Here is a 19,865-nt window from a genome sequence, read left to right as displayed (position 1 = left end):
CCCTCCAGGGGCGCCCGCCCCTGGACCCGCCGCTCACAGCAGCTCCTTTTCCATGCACAGGGTGTCCTTGTTGTCCGCAAAGATGGTGAAAGGCTCGATCTCCCGGTATCCCATTTTTCTGTAAAGGGATATCGCTTCCGGAATATCCCGGCCTATCTCCATCACCATGCGGCCAAAGCCCTGAAACAGGGCCTGGAGCTCCAACACCTCCACCACCTGCCTGGCACACCCCCGGCGGCGGTGTTCTGAACGGACATAGACCCGATTCAGTTCCGCTGTGCCCTCCTCCATCGCCCGGAAGGCGCCGCAGGCCACCACCTGCCCGTCCCGCAGGAGCAGGCAGGCCTGCCGGATGTCATCCAGGCCGTGGCAGCTCCGGCACTTCAGGGCCGCTGCCCCAAACCGCTCCCCATACTCCCGGTCCATCGCCCGGACCAGCTCCCGGAAGCGCGGGTCCCCGCCGTGGGTCAGCCGGGCCTCTGATCCTTTTCCGCTCATTTCTTGTCCTCCCGTTTATGCTACGCCGGCCAGCCGGCACATGCCCGCTTTGGTCCAATGGTTTACCAGGGCGATCACCCGCCCAACCCCCACCATGGCCAGCAGAGTGCCCAGGCCGATCCCCACGATCCGCCCGGTCAGCAGCAGGCCCAGGCACACCGTTGCTGCCACGCAGCCCAAATCAAACACGTTCTTGGCAAAGCCCTGATCCCGGCCCATCCTCTGGGCCACCGCCTGGACGATGCCGTCCCCCGGGTTGGGGACCAGCCGCATGTTGACGGTGAGGGCCACCCCCACCCCCGTCAGCACGATGGCCAGGGCCAGCACCGCCAGATTTTCCGGCAGGCTGTGGGCCGCCGCCTGATAGGGGATGCAGGCGCTGCACAGATTCAGCAGCCGGCTGAACACCAGGCTCAGGGGAAATTGCAGCAGTGTGGCCAGCCGCTCCCGCCGCTCCCGGAGAAACAGCTGCACCACCACAAAGATCCCGTAGAGCACAAAGGTCATGTCGCCGAAATTCAGCTCAAAGATCTGGGACACACAGTAGGCCACTGAGATGATGGGAGATACCCCCAGCCCCGTCTTTGTGTTCAGGGTGATCCCCGCCGCCAGGACCACCATTCCCAGAATATAAAAGATCCAGCGATTCACTTTTTCCACTGGTCCGCTTCTCCCCTCATTCGGTCTTTCCACTCATGTGCGGCGGAACCCCTGAAAGCGGGTGCCCTGGAAGGTCAGCCGCCCCCGGTCCCCCTCCACCAGAAGGCCGTACTCCATGTCGGGCACTTCCAGCTCCATCCGGTCCCCGCTCTCCACCTGAAAAGTGGCGTAGTAATAGGTCCGGCTGGAGGCATGTCTCCTGCTGTGCTCAGTCCCCCCGTGGCGGTAGGTGCGCACGTCCATGCGCTTGGCCGCCACCTCCGCCTCCACTGTCAGCACCGGGGCGTCGTTGTTCCGCTTCCACTGGGCGGCCCCACGGACCGCTTGGACTGCAATGCCCGCCAGGATCAGCACGAAGACAACCCCGATAAAAATGGGGACAATGGTGAACATGGCGTTGGCCATGCCGAATCCGCCGTATCCGATCATGCTGGCTCTCTCCCTTCTGTCCCCCGGGCTGTCTGCCCGCTCTTTGCGAAGTGGTCACACCAGGGCCGCAGGACGCAGCTCTGGCACTGGGGACGGCGTGCGATGCACACAGCACGCCCGTGGAGCACCAGCCGGTGGCAGAAGTCGTTGGACTCCTCCGGCGGCAGGATGGCCCGCAGCTGCTGCTCCACCTTTCCCGGGTCCTTGGTGCCGTCGGTCAGGCCCAGAAGGCCGGAAATGCGGATGCAGTGAGTATCCGCCACTACCACCCCCGGGGTGTGGTACACGTCCCCCAGGATCAGGTTGGCCGTCTTCCGGCCCACCCCGGGCAGCTTCAGCAGCTCCTCCATGGTGTCCGGCACCCGCCCTCCGTAGTCCCGCAGAAGCATCTGGGAGGCCAGCACGATGTCCTTCGCCTTGGCCCGGAAAAAGCCGGTGGAGTGGATGTACCTCTCCACCTCCGCGATGTCCGCCTCCGCCAGCGCCTCCAGGGTAGGGAAGCGGGCATAGAGGGCCGGTGTCACCTTGTTCACCCGCTCATCGGTGCACTGAGCCGCCAGACGCACCGAGAACAGCAGCTCATAGTCCTTTCTGTAATCCAGAGAGCAGACCCCATCCGGGTAGAGCTCCTTCAGCCCATTGACAATGCTCCAGATCTCTTCTATGGTTTTCATCCTGTCTCACACCTTTCGGACCGCTCCGCCCTTTAGGCGAGGCCTGTCCTGTCATATCCGGGGCCTGCGCCCCTCACTCCCGCTCCCAGTCAGAGGGGCCAAAGGTCAGGACGGCCTCTCCCCTGTTGGTCTTTACATCGGGGCTTCTTCCCCCATATCTTACACCAGCACCCCGGTCCTTGTAAAGCAAGCTCTCCCTTTCTTCCCTATTTTCATTGTAATTTCCGCCCCATCTGCTATAATAGGGAAGACGGCCCCGGCTCCGCCGGGCATCAACTGACAAAGGAGTGTTCCCATTGGTCCAGGAAGCCATGGATTTCATCACCGCCGCCGACCCCGAGGTCGGCAGGGCAATTCAGGCGGAATATGACCGCCAGCAGCAGAACATCGAACTCATCGCCTCGGAGAACGTGGTCAGCTCCGCCGTGCTGGCCGCTGCCGGTACGGTGCTCACCAACAAATACGCGGAGGGCTACCCTGGAAAACGGTATTACGGCGGCTGCCAGTGCGTAGATGTAGTGGAGGACATCGCCATCCAGCGGGCCAGGCAGCTCTTCGGCGCCGGCTTTGCCAATGTACAGCCCCATTCCGGCGCACAGGCAAACTACGCTGTCTACCAAGCCCTCTGCCAGTATGGCGACACCGTCTTGGGCATGAGCCTGGACAATGGCGGCCACCTGACCCACGGCTCCCCCGTCAACTTCTCCGGGAAGCAGTACAAAATGGTGGCCTACGGCGTAGACCCCGTAACCCACCGCATCGACTATGACCAGGTTCGAGATCTGGCCAGACGTCACCGCCCCAAAATGATCATCGCCGGTGCCTCCGCTTATCCCCGTATCATTGACTTCCAGTGCTTCGCGGAGATCGCCCACGAGGTGGGGGCCTACCTGTTCGTGGACATGGCTCACATCGCCGGCCTGGTGGCCGCCGGGCTCCATCCATCCCCTATCCCCTACGCCGACGTGGTCTCCACCACCACCCACAAGACCCTCCGCGGACCCAGGGGCGGCATGTTGCTGTGCAACGATCCGGAGATCGCCAAAAAGCTGAACTCCGCCATCTTCCCCGGCTCCCAGGGCGGCCCCCTGGAGCACATCATCGCCGCCAAGGCGGTGGCGCTGGGCGAAGCACTCCGGCCGGAATTTAAGGCCTATCAGCAGCAGATCGTCAAAAACGCTGCCGTCCTGGCAGAGTCCATTATGGAGGGCGGCCTGGACCTGGTCTCCGGCGGCACGGACAACCACCTGATGCTGGTAGACCTGCGCCCTGCCCATCTCACCGGCAAGGAGATGGAGCACCGTCTTGATGAGGTATATATCACTGTCAATAAAAACGCCATCCCCAATGACCCGGAAAAGCCCTTCGTCACCTCCGGCATCCGGGTGGGCACCCCCGCCGTTACCTCCCGCGGCTTCCGGGAGGAGGAGATGCGGACCGTGGGCCGGCTGATCTGTCAGGCCGCCCAGGCCGATTTTGAGGACAAGATCGACAGCCTGCGGGCCCAAGTCAAGGAGCTGACCGGGAAATATCCCCTCTATCAGGGGCAGTAAGGCCGGACATACAGCGGTCTATCAGAAAACAGTACCGCGGCGGAAAAGGCCGCCGCGGTACTGCTTTTTCTTTATCGGTCCTCCGCCAGCACCTTGCCGCCGTCCTGCGGCGCCAGATCCCGGGGCCCGGCGATGGGCCGAAACTTCGGCTCCTGCTCCAGGTGCAGTTTGGTCCCCACGCAGCGGTTGATGGGCGTCCCCAAATCATGGAACTTCTCCTCATAATCCGTCATGATCCCGCAGACCCCGTTCCCATGCAGGTCCCGGGTCACCTCAGACAGCTCATAGCCCGCTTTGGGGAATTGGAACAGGGAGTACTCAAACAGCTCCCGGTTGTCCGTCTTGAAGTGGATCTGTCCCCCGTCCCGCAGGACCCCCCGGTACAGCACCAAGAAGTTCTCGTGGGTGAGCCGCCGCCGGGCGTGCTTGTTGGAGGGCCATGGGTCGCAGAAATTGATGTAGATCCGGTCGGCCTCCCCCGGGGAAAAATAGTCCCGCAGGCGAGCCGCATCCCCGTCCACAAAAAAGACATTGGACAGCCCTTTCTCCACCACCCGCTCCATCGCCACGATCATGGCATCCGGCACCCGCTCCACCGCCACGAACAGGACATCCGGCTCCAGCCCTGCGGTCTCTGCGGTAAAGCGTCCCTTCCCGCATCCCAGCTCTACCCGCAGTTCCCGCGCCTGGGGCATCAGGTCCCGCCAGTGTCCCCGCAGCTCCACCGGATCTGGGATCATCCGGTCCCGGCATCGGTCCATCCGTGGGATCAGATTGGGCTTTTTTCTCATTCTCACAGCTCAGTCACCTCATGTCGGAAGTCGTCCCCTATCTTAACATAAGAAAAGAATACTTGCAATCTTTTCTCGTTTATATTATACTATGAAACAGTAGCAGTCTTTATCTGCAGAGCACTGACTCCTTACAGGAAAATCAAATTATCCGGGTGTAGCGCAGTTGGTAGCGCACTTGCTTTGGGAGGATAGATGACCTATCCATTCCCTTGAAAGCGAGATCCCGGAAGTCCTTGGGACAGTAGATTGTGGTGGAAATTCCCCGGTTGAAAAACTTCCGAAAAATCGGGCTTGACCACAGCACCGCCCACAGACACGAAAAACTTGCTTTTTCCTTCTCCGCATGGTATCATGCAGGAAAACTGAATATCCGGGTGTAGCGCAGTTGGTAGCGCACGTGATTTGGGTTCACGGGGCCGAGCGTTCGAATCGCTCCACTCGGACCACTTTTCTTAGAAAAACCGCCTAAATAGGCGGTTTTTCTGCGTTTTTAGTTCTTTTTTGCTCTTTTGGAGATTGATGTTTATAGGGAAATCAAGGTGCCAAAAAGCGGCGGAATCATGGGCGAGGATAGCTGCCGAAACCGCTAAATCCCTAACCAATCCCTAACAAGCGCAACTTGAGTATTTTCGCCACAGATACGATGGGAACTTGAATTCAAGTGCGCTACTCCCTATAATGTACATGATTGATAAATACAACAAGGATTTGGTGATTGTATGACCTTTTATGTGATTGGAAATGGGTTTGACCTCCACTATGGTTTGAATACAACCTATAACAATTTTAAAGTATTTTTACTTGAAAATGGATATTGGGAACTGGTAAGCAAGGTGGACCAGCTTTTCTTTGAACGAGGCAATTTCTCCCCGGAAGACATTGACACTTGGTCCAAATTCGAGGATATGTTGCAAGTCTTTAACTACTTGGATGCCGATGAACTCTATGATGAGGCGATGGATGATGCAGAGACTGATGATGATCGTGCAGGTTACTGGGACAGTCCCTCTTGGAATGTAGAATACTACAACAAGTACATCCAAGTTTTGAAAGATCATTTTGATTTGTGGATTAGAGGTTTTAATACGCACATAGTACCTGACCAATATTTCAGGCCGCAGAAAGGTGACTTTGTTCTGACTTTCAACTATACCACGACCATTGAAGATAGTTTTCCCTCTGTTAATTATAACATCGCCCATATACACGGTACTGTTGGTCAGAAACTCGTGTTGGGTCACAATGATTACCAGGAACCGAATACCTTTGTCATCATTGAAGATGAAGATTTCGACTACAGAGAGACAACAACAAAAAACGCAGTAAATGATGTGCTTGAACTTGCTGCTGTCCAGTATTTTAAAAACAGCGAAAGAATATTATCTGAGTATGCAGGCGTATTTTCGAGCATTCCGCTCTATGACAAAGTGGTTATCATGGGGCTGTCTTGCGGGCCACAAGATTCCATGTATGTTCGTGAAATCCTCAGGTATGCAAAGTCTATAGATTTTTATTACTATGATATTGAAAGCAGAAGAAACTTTGAAAGTTACGCAGCCGAATACCACGCAGATGTGAACTATATTAGGTGGTAATTCGTTGTCCTACGCAAAAAATAAGTAAATTTTCCTCTCGGCAGAAAATTGATGCCCACGGGACAGAGCTCTGTCCCGTGGGTATCTGTTGTTTTTAGCCGACCTTTTCGAACGGTATCACCTTGCACCGGGTCTCCTCCGTCGAATCAGGCGGCTCGGGTTCCGGCTTGGCTGTGGCCGTTTCCATGAAGCCGCCGATTTTCTCAGCAGCACCTCTCTGCATATCATTAGTGATGTGCGTATAGGTATCAAGGGTGAAACCGGCGCTGAAGTGGCCCAGCATACTGGACAGCGTCTTTACATCCACACCGCTGGATAGGGCCATCGTAGCGAAAGTATGGCGCAGATCATGGAAGCGAATATGCTCCTCGATGCCCGCCTTCGCCAGCAGTTTCCGGTTGATCCTGGACACCGCGTCCGGGCTCCAGTAGCCACCGGTGCGGGGTGATCGGAACAGGATAGGATTGTCAGGGTGCTGTTCATGCTCCCGCACCAGCATATCCACCGCCTGCTGAGACAGCGCCACCTTGCGGACAGAGTTCTTGGTTTTCGGCTCTGTCACCACCAGTTCACCGTCGATCCGAGTGACTTGCTTGCTCACCGATAAGATCCGGTCTTTTACATTCAGGTCATCCCACTGGAGTGCCAGCAGCTCCCCGCGCCGCAGGCCGCTGAATAGCTCCAGGAAGAACATGGGCAGGACACCGTACTTCTCCGCCTCGCCAAGATATACCCCCAGCTTCTCCGGCAGGATGATGGCCATCTCCTTTTTCTCCTTGGGCGGGATGCGGCAGTTGTCGCAGGGGTTGTATGGAATGATCCGCTCCTTGACCGCCTGTTTCAGCGCCGCAGCCAGCACCATGTGGATGCGCCGTACCGTACTTCCGGACAATTCCGTGTTGGTCTGCTTCTCGAAGCGCTACACCCGCCCCTTGGTTTTAGAATCATTGTACATCTTCTGAGTGGTTCACCGGGATGCCCCGGTTGTCCCGGATGGCTTTCGCCAGCTTTTCCTTACACTCGGCCTGCGTCCTGGCGGACACGCTTTTCTGAATAGCGCGGCCGGTGCTGGGGTCGATGCCCTGTGTGTATCGGCCCTCCCAGCGGCTGTTGGGCTTTTTCCGGATGCTGCCCTCGCCATTTGCTCGTTTCTTTGCCCTCCTTTACGACTCGCTAAGCGCCTCGCTTCGCTCGGTTGCTCGCATGCATTGCGCCTGCGGGCGCTTATTGCAACACAAACAAATACCACAGAATCTTTGAAATAGCCACTAAAATATTTCCGTCTTTTTGGCCGCCTGCTCATCGATCCACTCCATGAACTTATCACGGGGGAAATGATCCGGCTGCCCAGAGTAATGGTGCGGAAATCCTGCCGGTGGGCCACCTCATAGGCGTGGGCCAGCCCGATTCCCAGTACATCGGCTACATCCTGTACAGTCAGCATCAGGGGGAGTTCATTGAAAGAATTATACTTGGATCGTTTCATCGGATTCCTTTCTACCCTTCCGTCGAAAGGGATTTTATTCTTTGCTTTGCGGCTCATTTTCTGCGCCGCTTACATGGTCATTTCAGGCCACTGCTCCTCATGGTCATCCGGCTTGTGGCCCATAGCAATGCGCTTCTCTATGAGCTTCGCCGGCTCTTCCGGTCGATGTGCAGTCCAGTCCCAGACTGGGGCAGGGCATGATCTTCAAAGATTCGGCTCATGTGATAGAGCAGCTGGGTGACCGCCAGCATCACAGAGGGCTGGTGGAGATTGTTTCTCTGCTCCAGGAAAAACTGAGCATACTGATTTCCTTGGGCGGCGGAATGGTTGAACCACACCATCGCCTGTGCCTGATTCCGTGGAAGCCCCTGTCCCATTAGGTACAGCTTTCCCAGCATGTACTGAGCGTACTGGTTTCCCGCCTCCGCCGATTTGGTGAACCAATCCGCCGCTCTGGCGGTGTCCTTGTTGACAGCGTTCCCCTCCAGATACTCTTTGCCCAGACGGTAAGCAACAAAGTGGCTTCCGTTTTCCGCCGCTTGTCTCAGCCAGCGGATGCCCTCGTCCGGGTCCCGCACCTCCCAATCGTCAGAGAGGAGCAGCTTGCCAAGGGAGTACTGTGCTTCCGATAACCCCTGTTTTGCCACCTGGGTGAGCCAGTGCTTTGCCTTGCGGTTGTCCGGGATCAGCAGAGGGCCGTCCCGGTAGAGTTGTCCCATTCGGTATTGCGCATAGGCGTCGCCACACTCCGCCACCTGTTCCAACTTATCTGCCGCCCGGTCACGGTAGTCCAGAGAAATGTCCTCGTTCCGAATGATTCGCCACAGCTCCCGGCAGGCATGGGATTCATCTCGCGCCTGTTCCAGTTCATCAGTTTGAGATATGCCATCGTCCTTGAAAGAGATTTCGCCCAGCCGGATGCGCTCCGCCTCCTAGATGACAGCGTTTTTGATCTGCCGGAACTCTTTCTCCTGGGACAGCTTTTTCTGTTCTCTGGGTTTGTCGTGGTAGTAACTCTCCACCTCGCCCTGGAGCCTGCACCACCGGTCGCAGCACTCACGCACTACCGGCAGCTCCTCCAACTTGTCCACTACCTCGTCCACGGTTTTCTTCACGGACTTGGGGAGGTAGCCATAGGATTTTTTGCCCTTGACCGTTTCCAGTTGTCCGGCCAGTTGCTCCATCTTCTGCGCAATCTCAGGAGCCGTACAGATGCTTTGCACCATCTCCTGGGTGAGCTGTCGGATTGCGAGACGAGCCTCCCGCACCAGCTCGTCTCGCGACTGTGACTTCTGCTCATAGGTGTGGAGCATCTCCTGTTTGAATATCTGATTGGTGAGCGCAGATTTGATGTTGCGGATACCATCCCGCGTAAGATATGCCTCGCCTGTCACCGTCGACCACGCCATCATGTGGATATGGGGATGCTTGCCCTCATCGTGGAAGGCAGCGTACCAGCGGAAGTGATTTGGTTGGATGTTCATAGCGGCAGCGACTTCATTGCGATTTGCTCGGAGCAGGTTCCGCCACGCTTTGGCGTTGTCATAGCCAAGACGCGCAGCGTCCTCACGCTTCAGGGAGAGGATATGCGTCCACACATTCCCGTTGTACTGGTCCAGTTCCTGCATGGCCTGTTCCAAATTCACAGTCTCCTCATCACCAAAGAGCCCGTGGTCACTAAGCCGCTCCGCTCGAGGCCGGGTGGCAATGTACTTCATGTAGCCATCTGATTGCTGAACTTGAGACCAGTTCCCCTCCAGTGCTCGGGTGATAAAGACCGAGGCATTAGCCTTGGTGGGCTTGTCTTTGTAATCGGAATACTCACCCAGTTCCTTGGCCTCCGGGAAATCCTTGGTCAGTTTTGTGATAAGCTGCTCCTGTTTCCAGGTGGGCGGGCGGTCATCCGGGAGGATCTCCACCCGTTCCCGTGTGCCGATGTACCTCAGATAGCCGCTAACCTCACTGCCGCCACCGCACTTGAGATAGGGGCTTTTCACGATCAATCCTGCCACTCATCGTCCTCCCCCCAGGCTCCACGCACCCGCTGCTCCAGCGAGATGCGGCCATTGGTTTTCCGCACATTTTGAACGCTCTCCGCCCGCCGCCGGCGCAGATCCTCGCTGCCGAACTGGTATTCGTCGACGAGGATACCGGCCACCATGTCCTGCTCCACCGCCCGCTCAATGAAGGCGGTGATGCTCCGGCTCCCGTCCTCCTGATACCGGCGCTCCAGGATGGCCTTTTTCTCCGGAGAGAGGTAGAGTGGGAATTTCTCTTTTTTGCTCATATTGACTCCTTTCCGGGGGTTGACCTCTGTTTTTTCCTTGTGGCAGTAGGCTTTCGGGGATTGTGACCGCAGAGATGATATCACTGCCCGGATTTTGACCCCATTTCCAATCCCCGCAACTGCCCGCACTGCGGGCAGAGGTGCTTCTGACGGGGGCGCTTGCGACCCCGTCGTTTATCCTGCTTTTTCTTTCGTCCTTGAGATTTCCTCCGAAAGCGGGCCAACTTGGGCCTCCAACCCCGGATTGGTACTGGGACTCCCTTCCTCTCCGAAAGGCGTACACAGGGCGTTCTGGGGGCTTTCAAGGGCCAATTCTGTGAGGCGTTCCGCCACCCTTTGACGGGCGGCATCCTCCTCCAGTTGCTGGAACTGCCGCTCGTAGAATAATTCGACTGCCGCCTGGATCGGACGGATAGTGTAGATCAGGTTTCCGTTGAGGGGTCTGTCGTCTTTGCTCCGCACCATCGTCGGCTCAGTGCGGATGAGACGTTTCGCCTCCAGGCTGCGCACATACTTACTCACGGTGTTCTCACTCATACCCAGCGCCTTGCCGATGGTCTTGTCGCTGGGGTAGCACTGGTAGGTTTCTCTGTCCTCAATGCTCAGCAGATAGCAGTAGATGGAGATCTCCGGGTAACTGAGACCGATGTGAAATACTTCGTTGGGGACCTTGAAATAGTTTTTGTCGGGATCTCGTTTAGGCCACTGTTGGAACTTCATATAGCACCTCCCGTAAGCTCCTCCATCCACTGAATGCACTTTTCTTTCGGCACTACCATGCGGCTACCCACGCGCAGCACTGGGGAATCCAGTTGGTGCATCAGTTCATACCCACTGGACGGTGATGTGCCCGGCACCTTTGCCTCGTTGTGGTTTTTGCAGACAGATACTTTCATGTTGATCATCTCCTTTTCAAAACTCCCTCTACTTCTTTAGCCGCGAACATTTGCGTGTGACATAGATTTGACATAATGTTTGGATGGTGTCCGAGTTGCCTCTCTACTTGTATTGGGGAAATCACATCCTATTGACATACATTTGACAGAAAAACGGAGCGTCTGCTTTGTAGCAGGCGCTCCGTTTTAGGTTGGATTATTTACTTATGTGCTGGTTTCCGCAGTCGGCATGTACCCTCCGCCTCATCTCGTTCTTTCAGCAGACGAGCCAGGGCAAAGAAGAATTTCTTTTGCTGATAGTCCACGCTGCCACGGTTCAGTTGATGGGCTTCTGCCTACTTGCGAATGGACAGGCCATCCACGAACCGGTCCCCGGAAGCCTTCTTCCTCCAGCCGCTCTATGGCTTCCCCTGAGATCTTCATATTGAGCAATCGCTTATACTTAGCTTTCCGCTCGCCGTTCACCTCGATAAAAGCGCAGAAGGACTTTTGCTGGAGGTGTAGTACTTGGGAGCATCTGCGAAGGGATAGGTGGTCCAGATGACACTTTCCTCGCCGGTGTCGACGTCGGTGGCCAGCGAGGCCACATAGACCACCTTGCCATCGTACCGCCGGTAGTACCCGGCACGGATTTTTCTTTCTGTCATCTGGTCACCCCCTATTTGTCTTCCTGCCCTCAGTACAGCGGAGCACGGAACCGTTGTAAATGGAAGAGGCTTTTCTTTGTTTTATTCCCCCGTAGAATTTGAGGGTCACATTCTATTACGCCTGCGGTTCTAACTAAGGAACAGGTCAAGAATCTCTGAGCTAATGAAGACCGACTCTCCCTCTTTTTTATTCCTGCGGCTTAATCTATGCCGCGGCGTTGGCATTGATCCGGTCGATGACACTTTTGATCCCAGCCCACAGGGACAGATCTGTGAAAATCTCCACGATACTTCCACGATCTGTAAAGGGCGGTTCCTGAAGCACAGACAGATCCTTCATGACTCCATTATGGACAATATACTCCACAATCTGGTTGACGAAGTAGATCTGCCGGCTGTCCAGGTTGACATCGTTTAAGTATTGGGCAAAGGCCTCCTTGGCGGCGTTCATATCCATACCTACGATCTCCCGGACGAACTCCCCCAGAGGTTTCTGCCCCACCTCGGCCTCATAGTCTTGTCTGGTGCCCATCTCACTCCAGAGGATGGACTCCAACTCCTTTACATCCTCCGCCGTCAACGGCACATTGGAGCGCAGCTTGGCGATGGCGGGCTTGTCCTGATGCTGGCGCACATAGAACTCCGCCTTGGCCTTGTAGTTTTTCAGGTCGTCGTTCTCCAGCTCCGACTCCTTCCACTCCACGGAGAGGATATCGTCCGTAAAATTGGTGTTGTAAATCGCGCCGTCGTGGGGCAGATACTTCATCAGATTCCGCAGGCACTCCCGGATATGCTCAAACTCGTTGATCCCGGCGTTGTCCAGATAGTCGGTATGCAGGATCTTCTCGATGAGTTCCGATTGGGCCCGGATCTCCGGGATGTTGGCCACGCTGGCCACGCCGCTGACCTTCTTCACCAGGTCCTTTCGGGCTTTCTTATAGGTCTTGCCCACCAGATAAGCCAGCTCGATCCCGTACATCAGCGCGTCGAACCGCACGGCGCTGGCCTCGTCCATATCCGGCTGGAGCAGGGGGGCCACTTCCTCTTTCAGATGAAGCGTATCCTCATAGCTGAGGGCCTGGTAGCTCGCCGGGTCGGCGAACTTCTCCACATACCGCAGGTGCTGCCGCACGGCGAAGTTCTCCCGGTCCAGCTGCTGCACCTTGGCCAGCATCTCCTCCACCAGCTTCTCCCGGAATGGAATCAGGTCTTCAGTCTGATAGGCCAGGTCCTGGAGCTTGTAGACGATCTGGGCTTTCAGATAGAAGATGGCACTTTGCAGGGCCATCTGGTTGGCAGTGGCCTTGCCCTTGTTCATTCGGAAGAACTCAAAGTTGCCGCACAGGTCGAAGATGTAGAACTTGGTTTTGTCCTCCCCGTCTATCAACCCCGGACACAAACGGGTACCCCGGCCGATCATCTGCCAGAACTTCGCCTTGCTCATAACCTTCTTGAAGAACACCAGGTTCAGCACCTCGGGTACATCAATGCCGGTATCCAGCATGTCCACGGAGATGGCAATCTGGGGCAGCTTTTTCGGGTCAGAGAATTCGTCGATGGCGCTCTGGGCGTAGGTCATGTAGTTGTCGATGACCTTGGCATAGCCGGGCAGGTGTGGATACTCTTTGCCGAAGACCTCCAGAATTTTTTCGGCGTGGCGGTGGTTCTTGGCGAAGATGATGGTCTTGCCCAGCTTCTCCCCGTAGTCGATCTTCAGGCCATTGGTCATCAGCAGGTTCAGGGCCAGACGGATGGTGTCCTCGTTGAACAGCCACTCGTTGAGGGCGGAGGACTCAATCCGCTCGGGCAGCTCCCCGTTCTCGTCAGTAAAAGTGGCCTCATACTCCGCCTTTTCCTCCTCGGATAGGTCGGCGTAGGAAATGCCCTCCTCCAGGAATTTCAGCTTGCTCTCCACGGTGAGGAAGTCCACCAGGAAACCGTCCTTTACCGCCTGGGCCAACTCGTAGCCGTAGGTGGACACGCCGCTCTCCAGTTCAAAGACCTCATAGGTGTTCTTATCGATCTCGTCTTTAGGGGTGGCGGTGAGGCCCACCAGAGGGGCATCGAAGTAGTTAAAAATGTCCCGGTACTTGTTGTAGATGGAACGGTGGGCCTCGTCGCAGATCACCAGGTCAAAGTGGCCTACGGTAAACAGCTTGCCCTCTCCGTCCTCCACCGAGTCGATGCAGTTCATCATGGTTTGATAGGTGGAAAAGACGCAGTGGGCGGTGTAGTTGTCTTTCTCCTCGCACAGGTTGGTCACGGAGAGGTCGGGCAGCAGGTTCACAAAGCTGCGCTTGGCCTGGGTGACCAAGGAGTTGCGGTCAGCCAGGAAGAGGACATTCTTTACCCAGCCGTGCTGAAGGAGCACCTTCACCAGGGCGATGACCGTGCGGGTCTTACCGGAGCCGGTGGCCATGACCAGCAGGGCCTTCCGGCGGTTCTGGGCCAAAGCCTGACAGGTGGCTTTGATTGCCCCCTCCTGATAGTAGCGTCCCGCGATGGCGTGGTCCACCTGGATGTACTTGAGGCTTGTCCGCATGTCCCGAAGGTTGAAGAGCTTCTCCAGATCCCGCTTGGAGTAGAAGGCGGCCACCTTCCGCTCCGGGTAGGCCCCGTCGTCCAGGCGGGTGTCAAAGCCGTTGGTGAGGAAGATCACCGGGCGGCGGCCATACTTCTTTTCCAGAATTTTGGCGTACTCCTGTGCCTGCTGGCGGCCCTTGGACGGGTCCACACAGGTGCGCTTGGCCTCGATGACGGCCAGGGGGCGGTGGGCATCATCGTAGAGCACATAGTCGGCATAGCCCACCTCGCTCTTGTTGGGCATACCGGGCAGCTCCACCTCATTGAGCCAGTCCTTCCCTTCCGTCCAGCCCGCGTCGGTGAGCATGGCGTCAATGTACAACTTGCGGGTCTCGTACTCGGACAGGTCCAGGGGCTTGGGCACATAGCTCTCCCGCTGTTCCTCCCGGCGGGCGGTGAGTTCTGCTTTCAGCGCCCGGTTTTCCTCCATCAGGGCGGACAGGTCCACCTCCGGCACGGGAGCGGGAGCCGGGGTGGCGGTCTGCTGCTCCAGCAGGGCCGGGTCAAATTCTCCGGGCGTATAAGTCGTGCCGTAGCAGCAGGCGATAAAGTCCATGAAGTACCATAGATTTTCCAGGCACAGCCGGGCCTGCTCCGGGGCGATCTTCCTGCTGGTATGGGCGGCGGCGTTGCCTGTCTGGCGGATGTATTTCAGGCGCTGCCACAGGTTCCGGTCCACGATGGATCGGAAGTCCTCGGTGTCCATGAGGCTGGCCAGCCGGTCGTCGTAGGGCATGACCAACCCGCCGTCCACGGAGTACATCCATTTGACAGCAAATTCCATACACCGGCGGCAGTTCAGCACACAGGCCGCCGGGTCGATGGCATAGATTTTTTCCGCTGCGACAGCGACCTCCCCGAAAGTCGCAAGTTGAGGGTCGGAGAGGAGAAAATCAAAGTTGGTCATGGTGGCACCTCCGCATATTGCTATTGGATAATACCGACAGATTCAAGTTCCCTTTCAATTTCAATGATTTTTTCACTAACATTATTTTGAAATTGCATCCTCATTACTCCCTGCAAATCAGAAAAAATTTGGCTTTGTTCACTTGCTTGGTCGAGAATACACACTCTTGAACGACCCAAATTTGCATAGAACCATCCGAGTTCAAAAATAACATTAGGTCTGGCTTGAAAATACTGCTTGCCTCCATTTGATACTATATCATCAGGTGTAAACAGCGCAAAAGCATATGCGCATTCAGTTGCATATTTTTCGAACTTCTCAATAATTGTCAGACCTTGGTCTGGTTGCTCCAATAAGACCACAGGCTCCAGCTGAAAACGGTCTCTTAACAATGACTCAAGTTCACGCCGTTTAGCTTCACTATGTCCATGAATAATAAATACTTTCTTTGAATTTTTCACTCTTTTCTCCATCTCCGATTTCCTAATCTCGCGAGTAATTAAAATTTCATAATAGGCCAATTTTGATGTAATGAAACCCTGCAAAATTGCGTATTGTTTTTCTATAATTTGTCGATTTTGCAGAATTGATAACTTTTGCTTTGTTGCTGCTTCACTTCTAAAATATAAATCTACAGGATGCAGTTCTTTAGGAACATCTGTTGCCGATAGCATATTATCCACCCGAGCAAAAGACTCCTCCATCTCTCGCGCAGATAATGTGAAAACTTTATCACCTTCGATATATCTCATTTTCAAATATTTTTCGAATGATTCCTTAGATAATTTGTGAATGTCCTCGACGCTTACCCCAGAAGCTAATAACATCTTATTAGCTTCGTTGTACTGAGAAATATTACCATCTTTGTTTTCTGATAAAGGTTTCTCCCAACAAAAAAGTATACAAAACCCTTCATAATCCTTACATTCCAGTGCAATAGAATAAATCTGTGGTAAAAGTATTGATAATTGATTAGGAGAATCCTGCATTTGCCGATAAATATGATTAATCTTTTCAAGAGTATTGTTCATATCAACCTCACCCAAAATATTGCTGCATCAGGGACTTTTTCAGTAGTTCCAGTTTATCAAGGCTCTGCTGAATCGTCAATTTTGACTGTCCTGCTTTTGCCACAAAATCATTGAAATAAACTTGAATTTCTATTGGTGGAACCAAAGTAGGTAATCCTTTTAATTGCCGCATATTGATACTTGCGATTCCCGTTGTCTGTTTGGCACATTTCAAAAAATATTGCTTTGCTTTCTGGTGCTGTAGGAATTCAGCAAAGTAGGACGGAAGCAGGATATTTTCGTCTAATCGGACACGGAAAATATGGTTTTGATGGATACAGTTCTCCAATGGTTGCTGAATAATCGCACCCCGTCCCAGTTTATCCGGGTCGCCGCCCTCTGTCATAAGTACATCATCAGGCAATAACCGATACTGCTCTATTTCAGCCTTTGTCGCTAAAATTGTTTTTACAGTTGTCCAATCAATATAGCCGTCTTTAACATTTGATACTGCCATGTAAGGAACTTCAATTAGCTCTGTTTCCTTCGCCTTTCTGCCCTTTGTTATTCCAGAAACAATATCTGCCATGTTTTCAAGGGGCTGTTCAGGCCACTTCATTGGGTTCAAAACCGGGTCCCCAAACATCTCCACGAACCGGGCTTTGACAAGCAAATCCAGCTTGTCCATCTGCGCCCGGCGCTTGGCGATCAGGTCGCTAACTTTGTCCAGCGTAGCAGCAATGCGGAGTTGTTCCTCTAATATTGGATAATCTATAATCACCTTCCCCAGCGACTGCCGAACAATTTGAGGTTGGGCAGATCCTGTAATAGCGTCAGACAAGCCTCTTGCTAATAAATAGTAGTACAAATACTTCAAATCCACTTCTGGTGAAAGACTATCTAATGCCATAGCATTTCCATTGACATAAGAAAAAGGTTTGCAGATATTGAGTGCTCCACAAGTGGCTCCTCTGCATGTAATTAAAAGAGTTGCTTTTTCATGGTTATATTCTGAATAATACCCTATGACTCCATTTGCCCCATATACTGGATAGCCCTGAGGTTCAAGCATATCAGAAGAAATTGTCTTCCATTGTTTGGGATGACAAATTTCGCATAGCCCTTTCTTCATCACACCATCTCCTCCAGCTCCGCTAGGCCCTTGGTGATCTCCATCTCCAGCTCGTTGAGGTCGGCCAGGATCTCCTGGGTGGAGGGGTACTCCACGGGGACATACTCCACCTTCTTGTACTTGTTGATGGACAGGTCATAGCCGTTCTGTGTGATCTCCTCTTTGGTCACCAGGAAGGACTGCTCCGTGCGCTCCCGGTCCTTCTCCCCCTCCCGGTCATGGAACCGCTTGACGATGTCGGAGATGTCGCTTTCCTTGATCTCCACACGCTTGTCGTCCAGAGAGAAGCCGTCGGCCTTCATGTCGTAAAACCACACATCATCCGTGCCGCCGTGGCCCGTCTTGGTGAACACCAGCACCGCCGTGGATACTCCAGCGTAGGGCTTGAACACTCCACTGGGCATGGAAATCACCGCCTCCAGCCGGTTGCCCTCCACGATCTCCTTGCGGATATCCTTGTGGGCCTTGGAGGAGCCGAACAGCACCCCGTCGGGCACGATGACGGCGCATCGCCCGCCCACCTTGAGCATCCGCAGGAAGAGGGCCAGGAACAGAAGCTCGGTTTTCTTGGTCTTGCACACCTTCAGCAGGTCGGCGGACACGATGTCCGCGTCCAGGCTCCCCTTGAAGGGGGGATTGGCCAGGATGAGGGTATACTTCTCCCGGTCGGTGTTCTGGTCGCTGAGGCTGTCCCGGTACTCGATATAGGGGTTGTCGATGCCGTGGGTCATCATGTTCATGGCCCCGATGCGCAGCATGGTGCGGTCCATGTCGTAGCCATGGAACATGTGGTTCATGTAGTGGTCCTTCTTCACCCGGTCGTAGAAGATTTCCTCTTTACGGTTCTCTTTCAAATACTCCCCCGCCGCCACCAGGAAGCCGGAGGTTCCGCAAGCCGGGTCGCAGATCACATCGTCCGCCCGGGGGGCCATCATATCCACCATCATGCGGATGATGTGCCGGGGGGTGCGAAACTGGCCGTTGACCCCGGCGGTGGCGATCTTGGACAGGAGGTATTCGTAGATGTCGCCCCGAACGTCGGCGTCGTGGAGCTGTTCCGCCTGGGCGTAAATCTCGTCCATGGCGGTGACGATCTTATCCAGCATCAGAGGCGTGGGGATTTTAAAAATGGCGTCCCCCATGTACTTGGCGTAGGCGCTGTCCTTGTCGGCGTGGAGGTTCTTGATGAAGGGGAACACCCACTCCTGCATGACGGAATACATCTGTCCGGCGGGAAAATCGTGGAACACTGACCATTTGAGCTGATTGCCCGGAATGGTCCTCTCCCCTACCTGCACCTCATCGGCAAAGATGCTCTTGTGGGGCAGGCCCAGCATAGCGCTCTCCTTGGCCCGCTGGTTGTCGGCGGCGTCCAGGTCGTGGATGAACATGAGATAGGTCATCTGCTCCACCACATCCAGGGGGTTGGTAATGCCGCCAGTCCAGAAGGTCTCCCAGAGGCGGTCGATCTTGTTTTTCAGTTCACCAGTGATCATGTTCTCTTACTCCTTTTCCCGGTTCCAAATATAGGCGGTATAGCGCCCGCCGCTGAGTTTCAGAATTTCCCCGCTTTTCTGCAGGTCGGCCAGAGTGCGCTGTATCGTGATTTTACTAATATCGGGACACTGCTGGATGATCTCTGCCTTGGTAACCTTCCCACGGGTACCCTTGATGATCTCCCGGATACGGTCCGGCTTGCTCATGCCGCTGACGGCCAGGACCTGCACACGGGTGGAAAAGTCCCGGTAGGCCGCCGCCACTACGCCCAGGGTATAGCGCACAAAGGGGGCGTAGTCGCTGGTTCCCTCGTGCCATCCCTGGGAGCTCTGCTGGAGGGCCTCATAATAGGTTTCCTTGCTCTCCTCAATGAGTTTTTCAATACTGATATATTTGCCCACGATATAGCCTGCCCGGTAGAGCAACAGCAGGGTCAGCAGGCGGCTCATACGGCCGTTACCATCGTTAAAGGGATAAATACAGAGGAAGTCCAGAATGAGCATAGGAATCAGCAGCAGCGGATCCATGTCACCCTTCCCCACAGCCTCCTCGTAGGCCCGGCAGAGGCTGTCCACCGCCTCCGGCGTCTCCCAGGCCGGAAGGGGTTGAAAACGAATGCTTTTATTTCCCTGAGTATCCGTCTCGGCGATTACATTGTCCGCTGTTTTATAGTGCCCGCCGTAGGACGCGCCGCTGAATTTATAGAGATCGCGGTGGAGCTGCAGGATCATGGAGGCTTTGGGCGGGATATAGTCAAAGCTCTCATGGATGGTGGCCAGTACATCCCGGTAGCCAGCGATCTCCTGCTCGTTCCGGGTGCGGGGGGTAGTTTTGTCCTGCACCAGCTTCTTCAGGCGCTCGTCCGAGGTATAGATTCCCTCGATTTTATTGGATGCCTCGGTACTCTGGATCTTGGCAATCTCCACCAGTTTGGTCAGAGTATCGGCCTTGGCCTCGATAAACAGGGCCTGTTCTCCTTTGTATTCATGAATCTGAGTCAGCAGGGCCACGATATCTGGGACAAGCAGCTTTTCATAGTTTTTGGCAAAATCGTAGGTGCGCATTCTGTACCCCACTTTAGGTCAATTTTATCATTTTTCTCATAATGATATAATTAAACTATATCAAGTAATCTTGTTCGTGTCAAGGTTCAACTATATCATTTTCATGAAAATGATATAGTTGAACCTTTGAAAAGTAGTTGTTGCGGCTGTTGG

19 protein-coding genes and 1 tRNA gene are annotated in these 19,865 nt (G+C 54.7%); 3 read left to right on the top strand and 17 right to left on the bottom strand.

What is annotated here, in order from left to right:
* Positions 1-33: 33 nt before the first annotated feature.
* From BN1969_RS09245 to nth, 4 genes are read right to left on the bottom strand one after another with little or no spacing between them, the layout of a single operon-like run.
* Complete coding sequence (locus BN1969_RS09245) at positions 34-498, bottom strand: GNAT family N-acetyltransferase (protein WP_050624040.1); 465 nt, start codon at positions 496-498, stop codon at positions 34-36.
* Positions 499-513: 15 nt separating this feature from the next.
* Entirely contained in the window at positions 514-1,158 is a 645-nt protein-coding gene (locus BN1969_RS09240; RefSeq protein WP_050624039.1) for a YczE/YyaS/YitT family protein, read from the bottom strand.
* A 33-nt stretch (positions 1,159-1,191) separates the two neighbouring features.
* Positions 1,192-1,587 carry a DUF2500 domain-containing protein gene (locus BN1969_RS09235; protein ID WP_077138741.1) on the bottom strand — a complete coding sequence of 132 codons (396 nt, stop codon included), beginning with the start codon at positions 1,585-1,587 and terminating at the stop codon, positions 1,192-1,194.
* Complete coding sequence (gene nth / locus BN1969_RS09230) at positions 1,584-2,261, bottom strand: endonuclease III (protein WP_050624038.1); 678 nt, start codon at positions 2,259-2,261, stop codon at positions 1,584-1,586. Before nth ends, BN1969_RS09235 begins: the two co-directional genes overlap by 4 nt.
* Before the next feature lie 311 nt (positions 2,262-2,572).
* Between nth and glyA the strand changes: the two genes are divergently transcribed.
* Positions 2,573-3,814 carry a serine hydroxymethyltransferase gene (gene glyA / locus BN1969_RS09225; protein ID WP_123059178.1) on the top strand — a complete coding sequence of 414 codons (1,242 nt, stop codon included), beginning with the start codon at positions 2,573-2,575 and terminating at the stop codon, positions 3,812-3,814.
* Between the two features lie 71 nt (positions 3,815-3,885).
* Here glyA and trmB read toward each other — a convergent pair whose 3' ends face one another.
* The gene (gene trmB / locus BN1969_RS09220) at positions 3,886-4,605 is read right to left on the bottom strand and encodes a tRNA (guanosine(46)-N7)-methyltransferase TrmB (protein ID WP_242850397.1); all 720 of its coding nucleotides are present in this window, start codon (positions 4,603-4,605) and stop codon (positions 3,886-3,888) included.
* Positions 4,606-4,978: 373 nt separating this feature from the next.
* Between trmB and BN1969_RS09215 the strand changes: the two genes are divergently transcribed.
* Positions 4,979-5,054: transfer RNA gene (locus tag BN1969_RS09215), tRNA-Pro, on the top strand.
* Between the two features lie 273 nt (positions 5,055-5,327).
* Complete coding sequence (locus BN1969_RS09210) at positions 5,328-6,203, top strand: AbiH family protein (protein WP_050624036.1); 876 nt, start codon at positions 5,328-5,330, stop codon at positions 6,201-6,203.
* Between the two features lie 94 nt (positions 6,204-6,297).
* Here the strand turns inward: BN1969_RS09210 and BN1969_RS09205 are convergent, their stop codons facing one another.
* The 12 genes from BN1969_RS09205 to BN1969_RS09155 form a co-directional block, all read right to left on the bottom strand.
* Positions 6,298-7,095, bottom strand: coding sequence for a tyrosine-type recombinase/integrase (locus tag BN1969_RS09205; RefSeq protein ID WP_242850316.1), 798 nt, complete (start codon positions 7,093-7,095; stop codon positions 6,298-6,300).
* Positions 7,096-7,826: 731 nt separating this feature from the next.
* A complete protein-coding gene (locus BN1969_RS18595; RefSeq protein WP_242850396.1) occupies positions 7,827-8,444 on the bottom strand; it encodes a tetratricopeptide repeat protein in 618 nt (205 codons plus the stop codon).
* A 177-nt stretch (positions 8,445-8,621) separates the two neighbouring features.
* On the bottom strand, positions 8,622-9,701 hold the full coding sequence (mobP3, locus tag BN1969_RS18590) for a MobP3 family relaxase (RefSeq protein WP_242850315.1): 1,080 nt from the start codon (positions 9,699-9,701) through the stop codon (positions 8,622-8,624).
* On the bottom strand, positions 9,689-9,976 hold the full coding sequence (locus BN1969_RS09195) for a hypothetical protein (protein WP_050624035.1): 288 nt from the start codon (positions 9,974-9,976) through the stop codon (positions 9,689-9,691). Before BN1969_RS09195 ends, mobP3 begins: the two co-directional genes overlap by 13 nt.
* A gap of 174 nt (positions 9,977-10,150) precedes the next feature.
* Positions 10,151-10,696 (bottom strand): helix-turn-helix domain-containing protein, encoded by a 546-nt coding sequence (locus tag BN1969_RS09190; protein ID WP_050624034.1) that lies wholly within the window; start codon positions 10,694-10,696, stop codon positions 10,151-10,153.
* Complete coding sequence (locus BN1969_RS09185; RefSeq protein WP_050624033.1) at positions 10,693-10,872, bottom strand: hypothetical protein; 180 nt, start codon at positions 10,870-10,872, stop codon at positions 10,693-10,695. The genes BN1969_RS09190 and BN1969_RS09185 overlap by 4 nt, the downstream gene beginning before the upstream one ends.
* Before the next feature lie 461 nt (positions 10,873-11,333).
* Positions 11,334-11,519 carry a hypothetical protein gene (locus BN1969_RS18585; protein WP_242850314.1) on the bottom strand — a complete coding sequence of 62 codons (186 nt, stop codon included), beginning with the start codon at positions 11,517-11,519 and terminating at the stop codon, positions 11,334-11,336.
* Between the two features lie 205 nt (positions 11,520-11,724).
* On the bottom strand, positions 11,725-15,009 hold the full coding sequence (locus BN1969_RS09175; protein WP_050624032.1) for a DEAD/DEAH box helicase family protein: 3,285 nt from the start codon (positions 15,007-15,009) through the stop codon (positions 11,725-11,727).
* 20 nt (positions 15,010-15,029) lie between these two features.
* Positions 15,030-16,040: a TIR domain-containing protein gene (locus tag BN1969_RS17535; RefSeq protein ID WP_050624031.1), complete on the bottom strand. Its 1,011-nt coding sequence runs from the start codon at positions 16,038-16,040 to the stop codon at positions 15,030-15,032.
* A 7-nt stretch (positions 16,041-16,047) separates the two neighbouring features.
* On the bottom strand, positions 16,048-17,151 hold the full coding sequence (locus BN1969_RS09165) for a restriction endonuclease subunit S (protein WP_077138739.1): 1,104 nt from the start codon (positions 17,149-17,151) through the stop codon (positions 16,048-16,050).
* Positions 17,151-18,647 carry a class I SAM-dependent DNA methyltransferase gene (locus BN1969_RS09160; RefSeq protein WP_050624029.1) on the bottom strand — a complete coding sequence of 499 codons (1,497 nt, stop codon included), beginning with the start codon at positions 18,645-18,647 and terminating at the stop codon, positions 17,151-17,153. Before BN1969_RS09160 ends, BN1969_RS09165 begins: the two co-directional genes overlap by 1 nt.
* Before the next feature lie 6 nt (positions 18,648-18,653).
* Positions 18,654-19,712: a Fic family protein gene (locus BN1969_RS09155; RefSeq protein WP_050624028.1), complete on the bottom strand. Its 1,059-nt coding sequence runs from the start codon at positions 19,710-19,712 to the stop codon at positions 18,654-18,656.
* Between the last annotated feature and the right edge of the window lie 153 nt (positions 19,713-19,865).

It is taken from the genome of Clostridium phoceensis, from assembly GCF_001244495.1.
GTDB lineage: Bacteria > Bacillota > Clostridia > Oscillospirales > Oscillospiraceae > Lawsonibacter > Lawsonibacter asaccharolyticus.
Note: the sequence above shows the minus strand (reverse complement) of the source record. Positions and strands in the feature narration are given on the sequence as shown.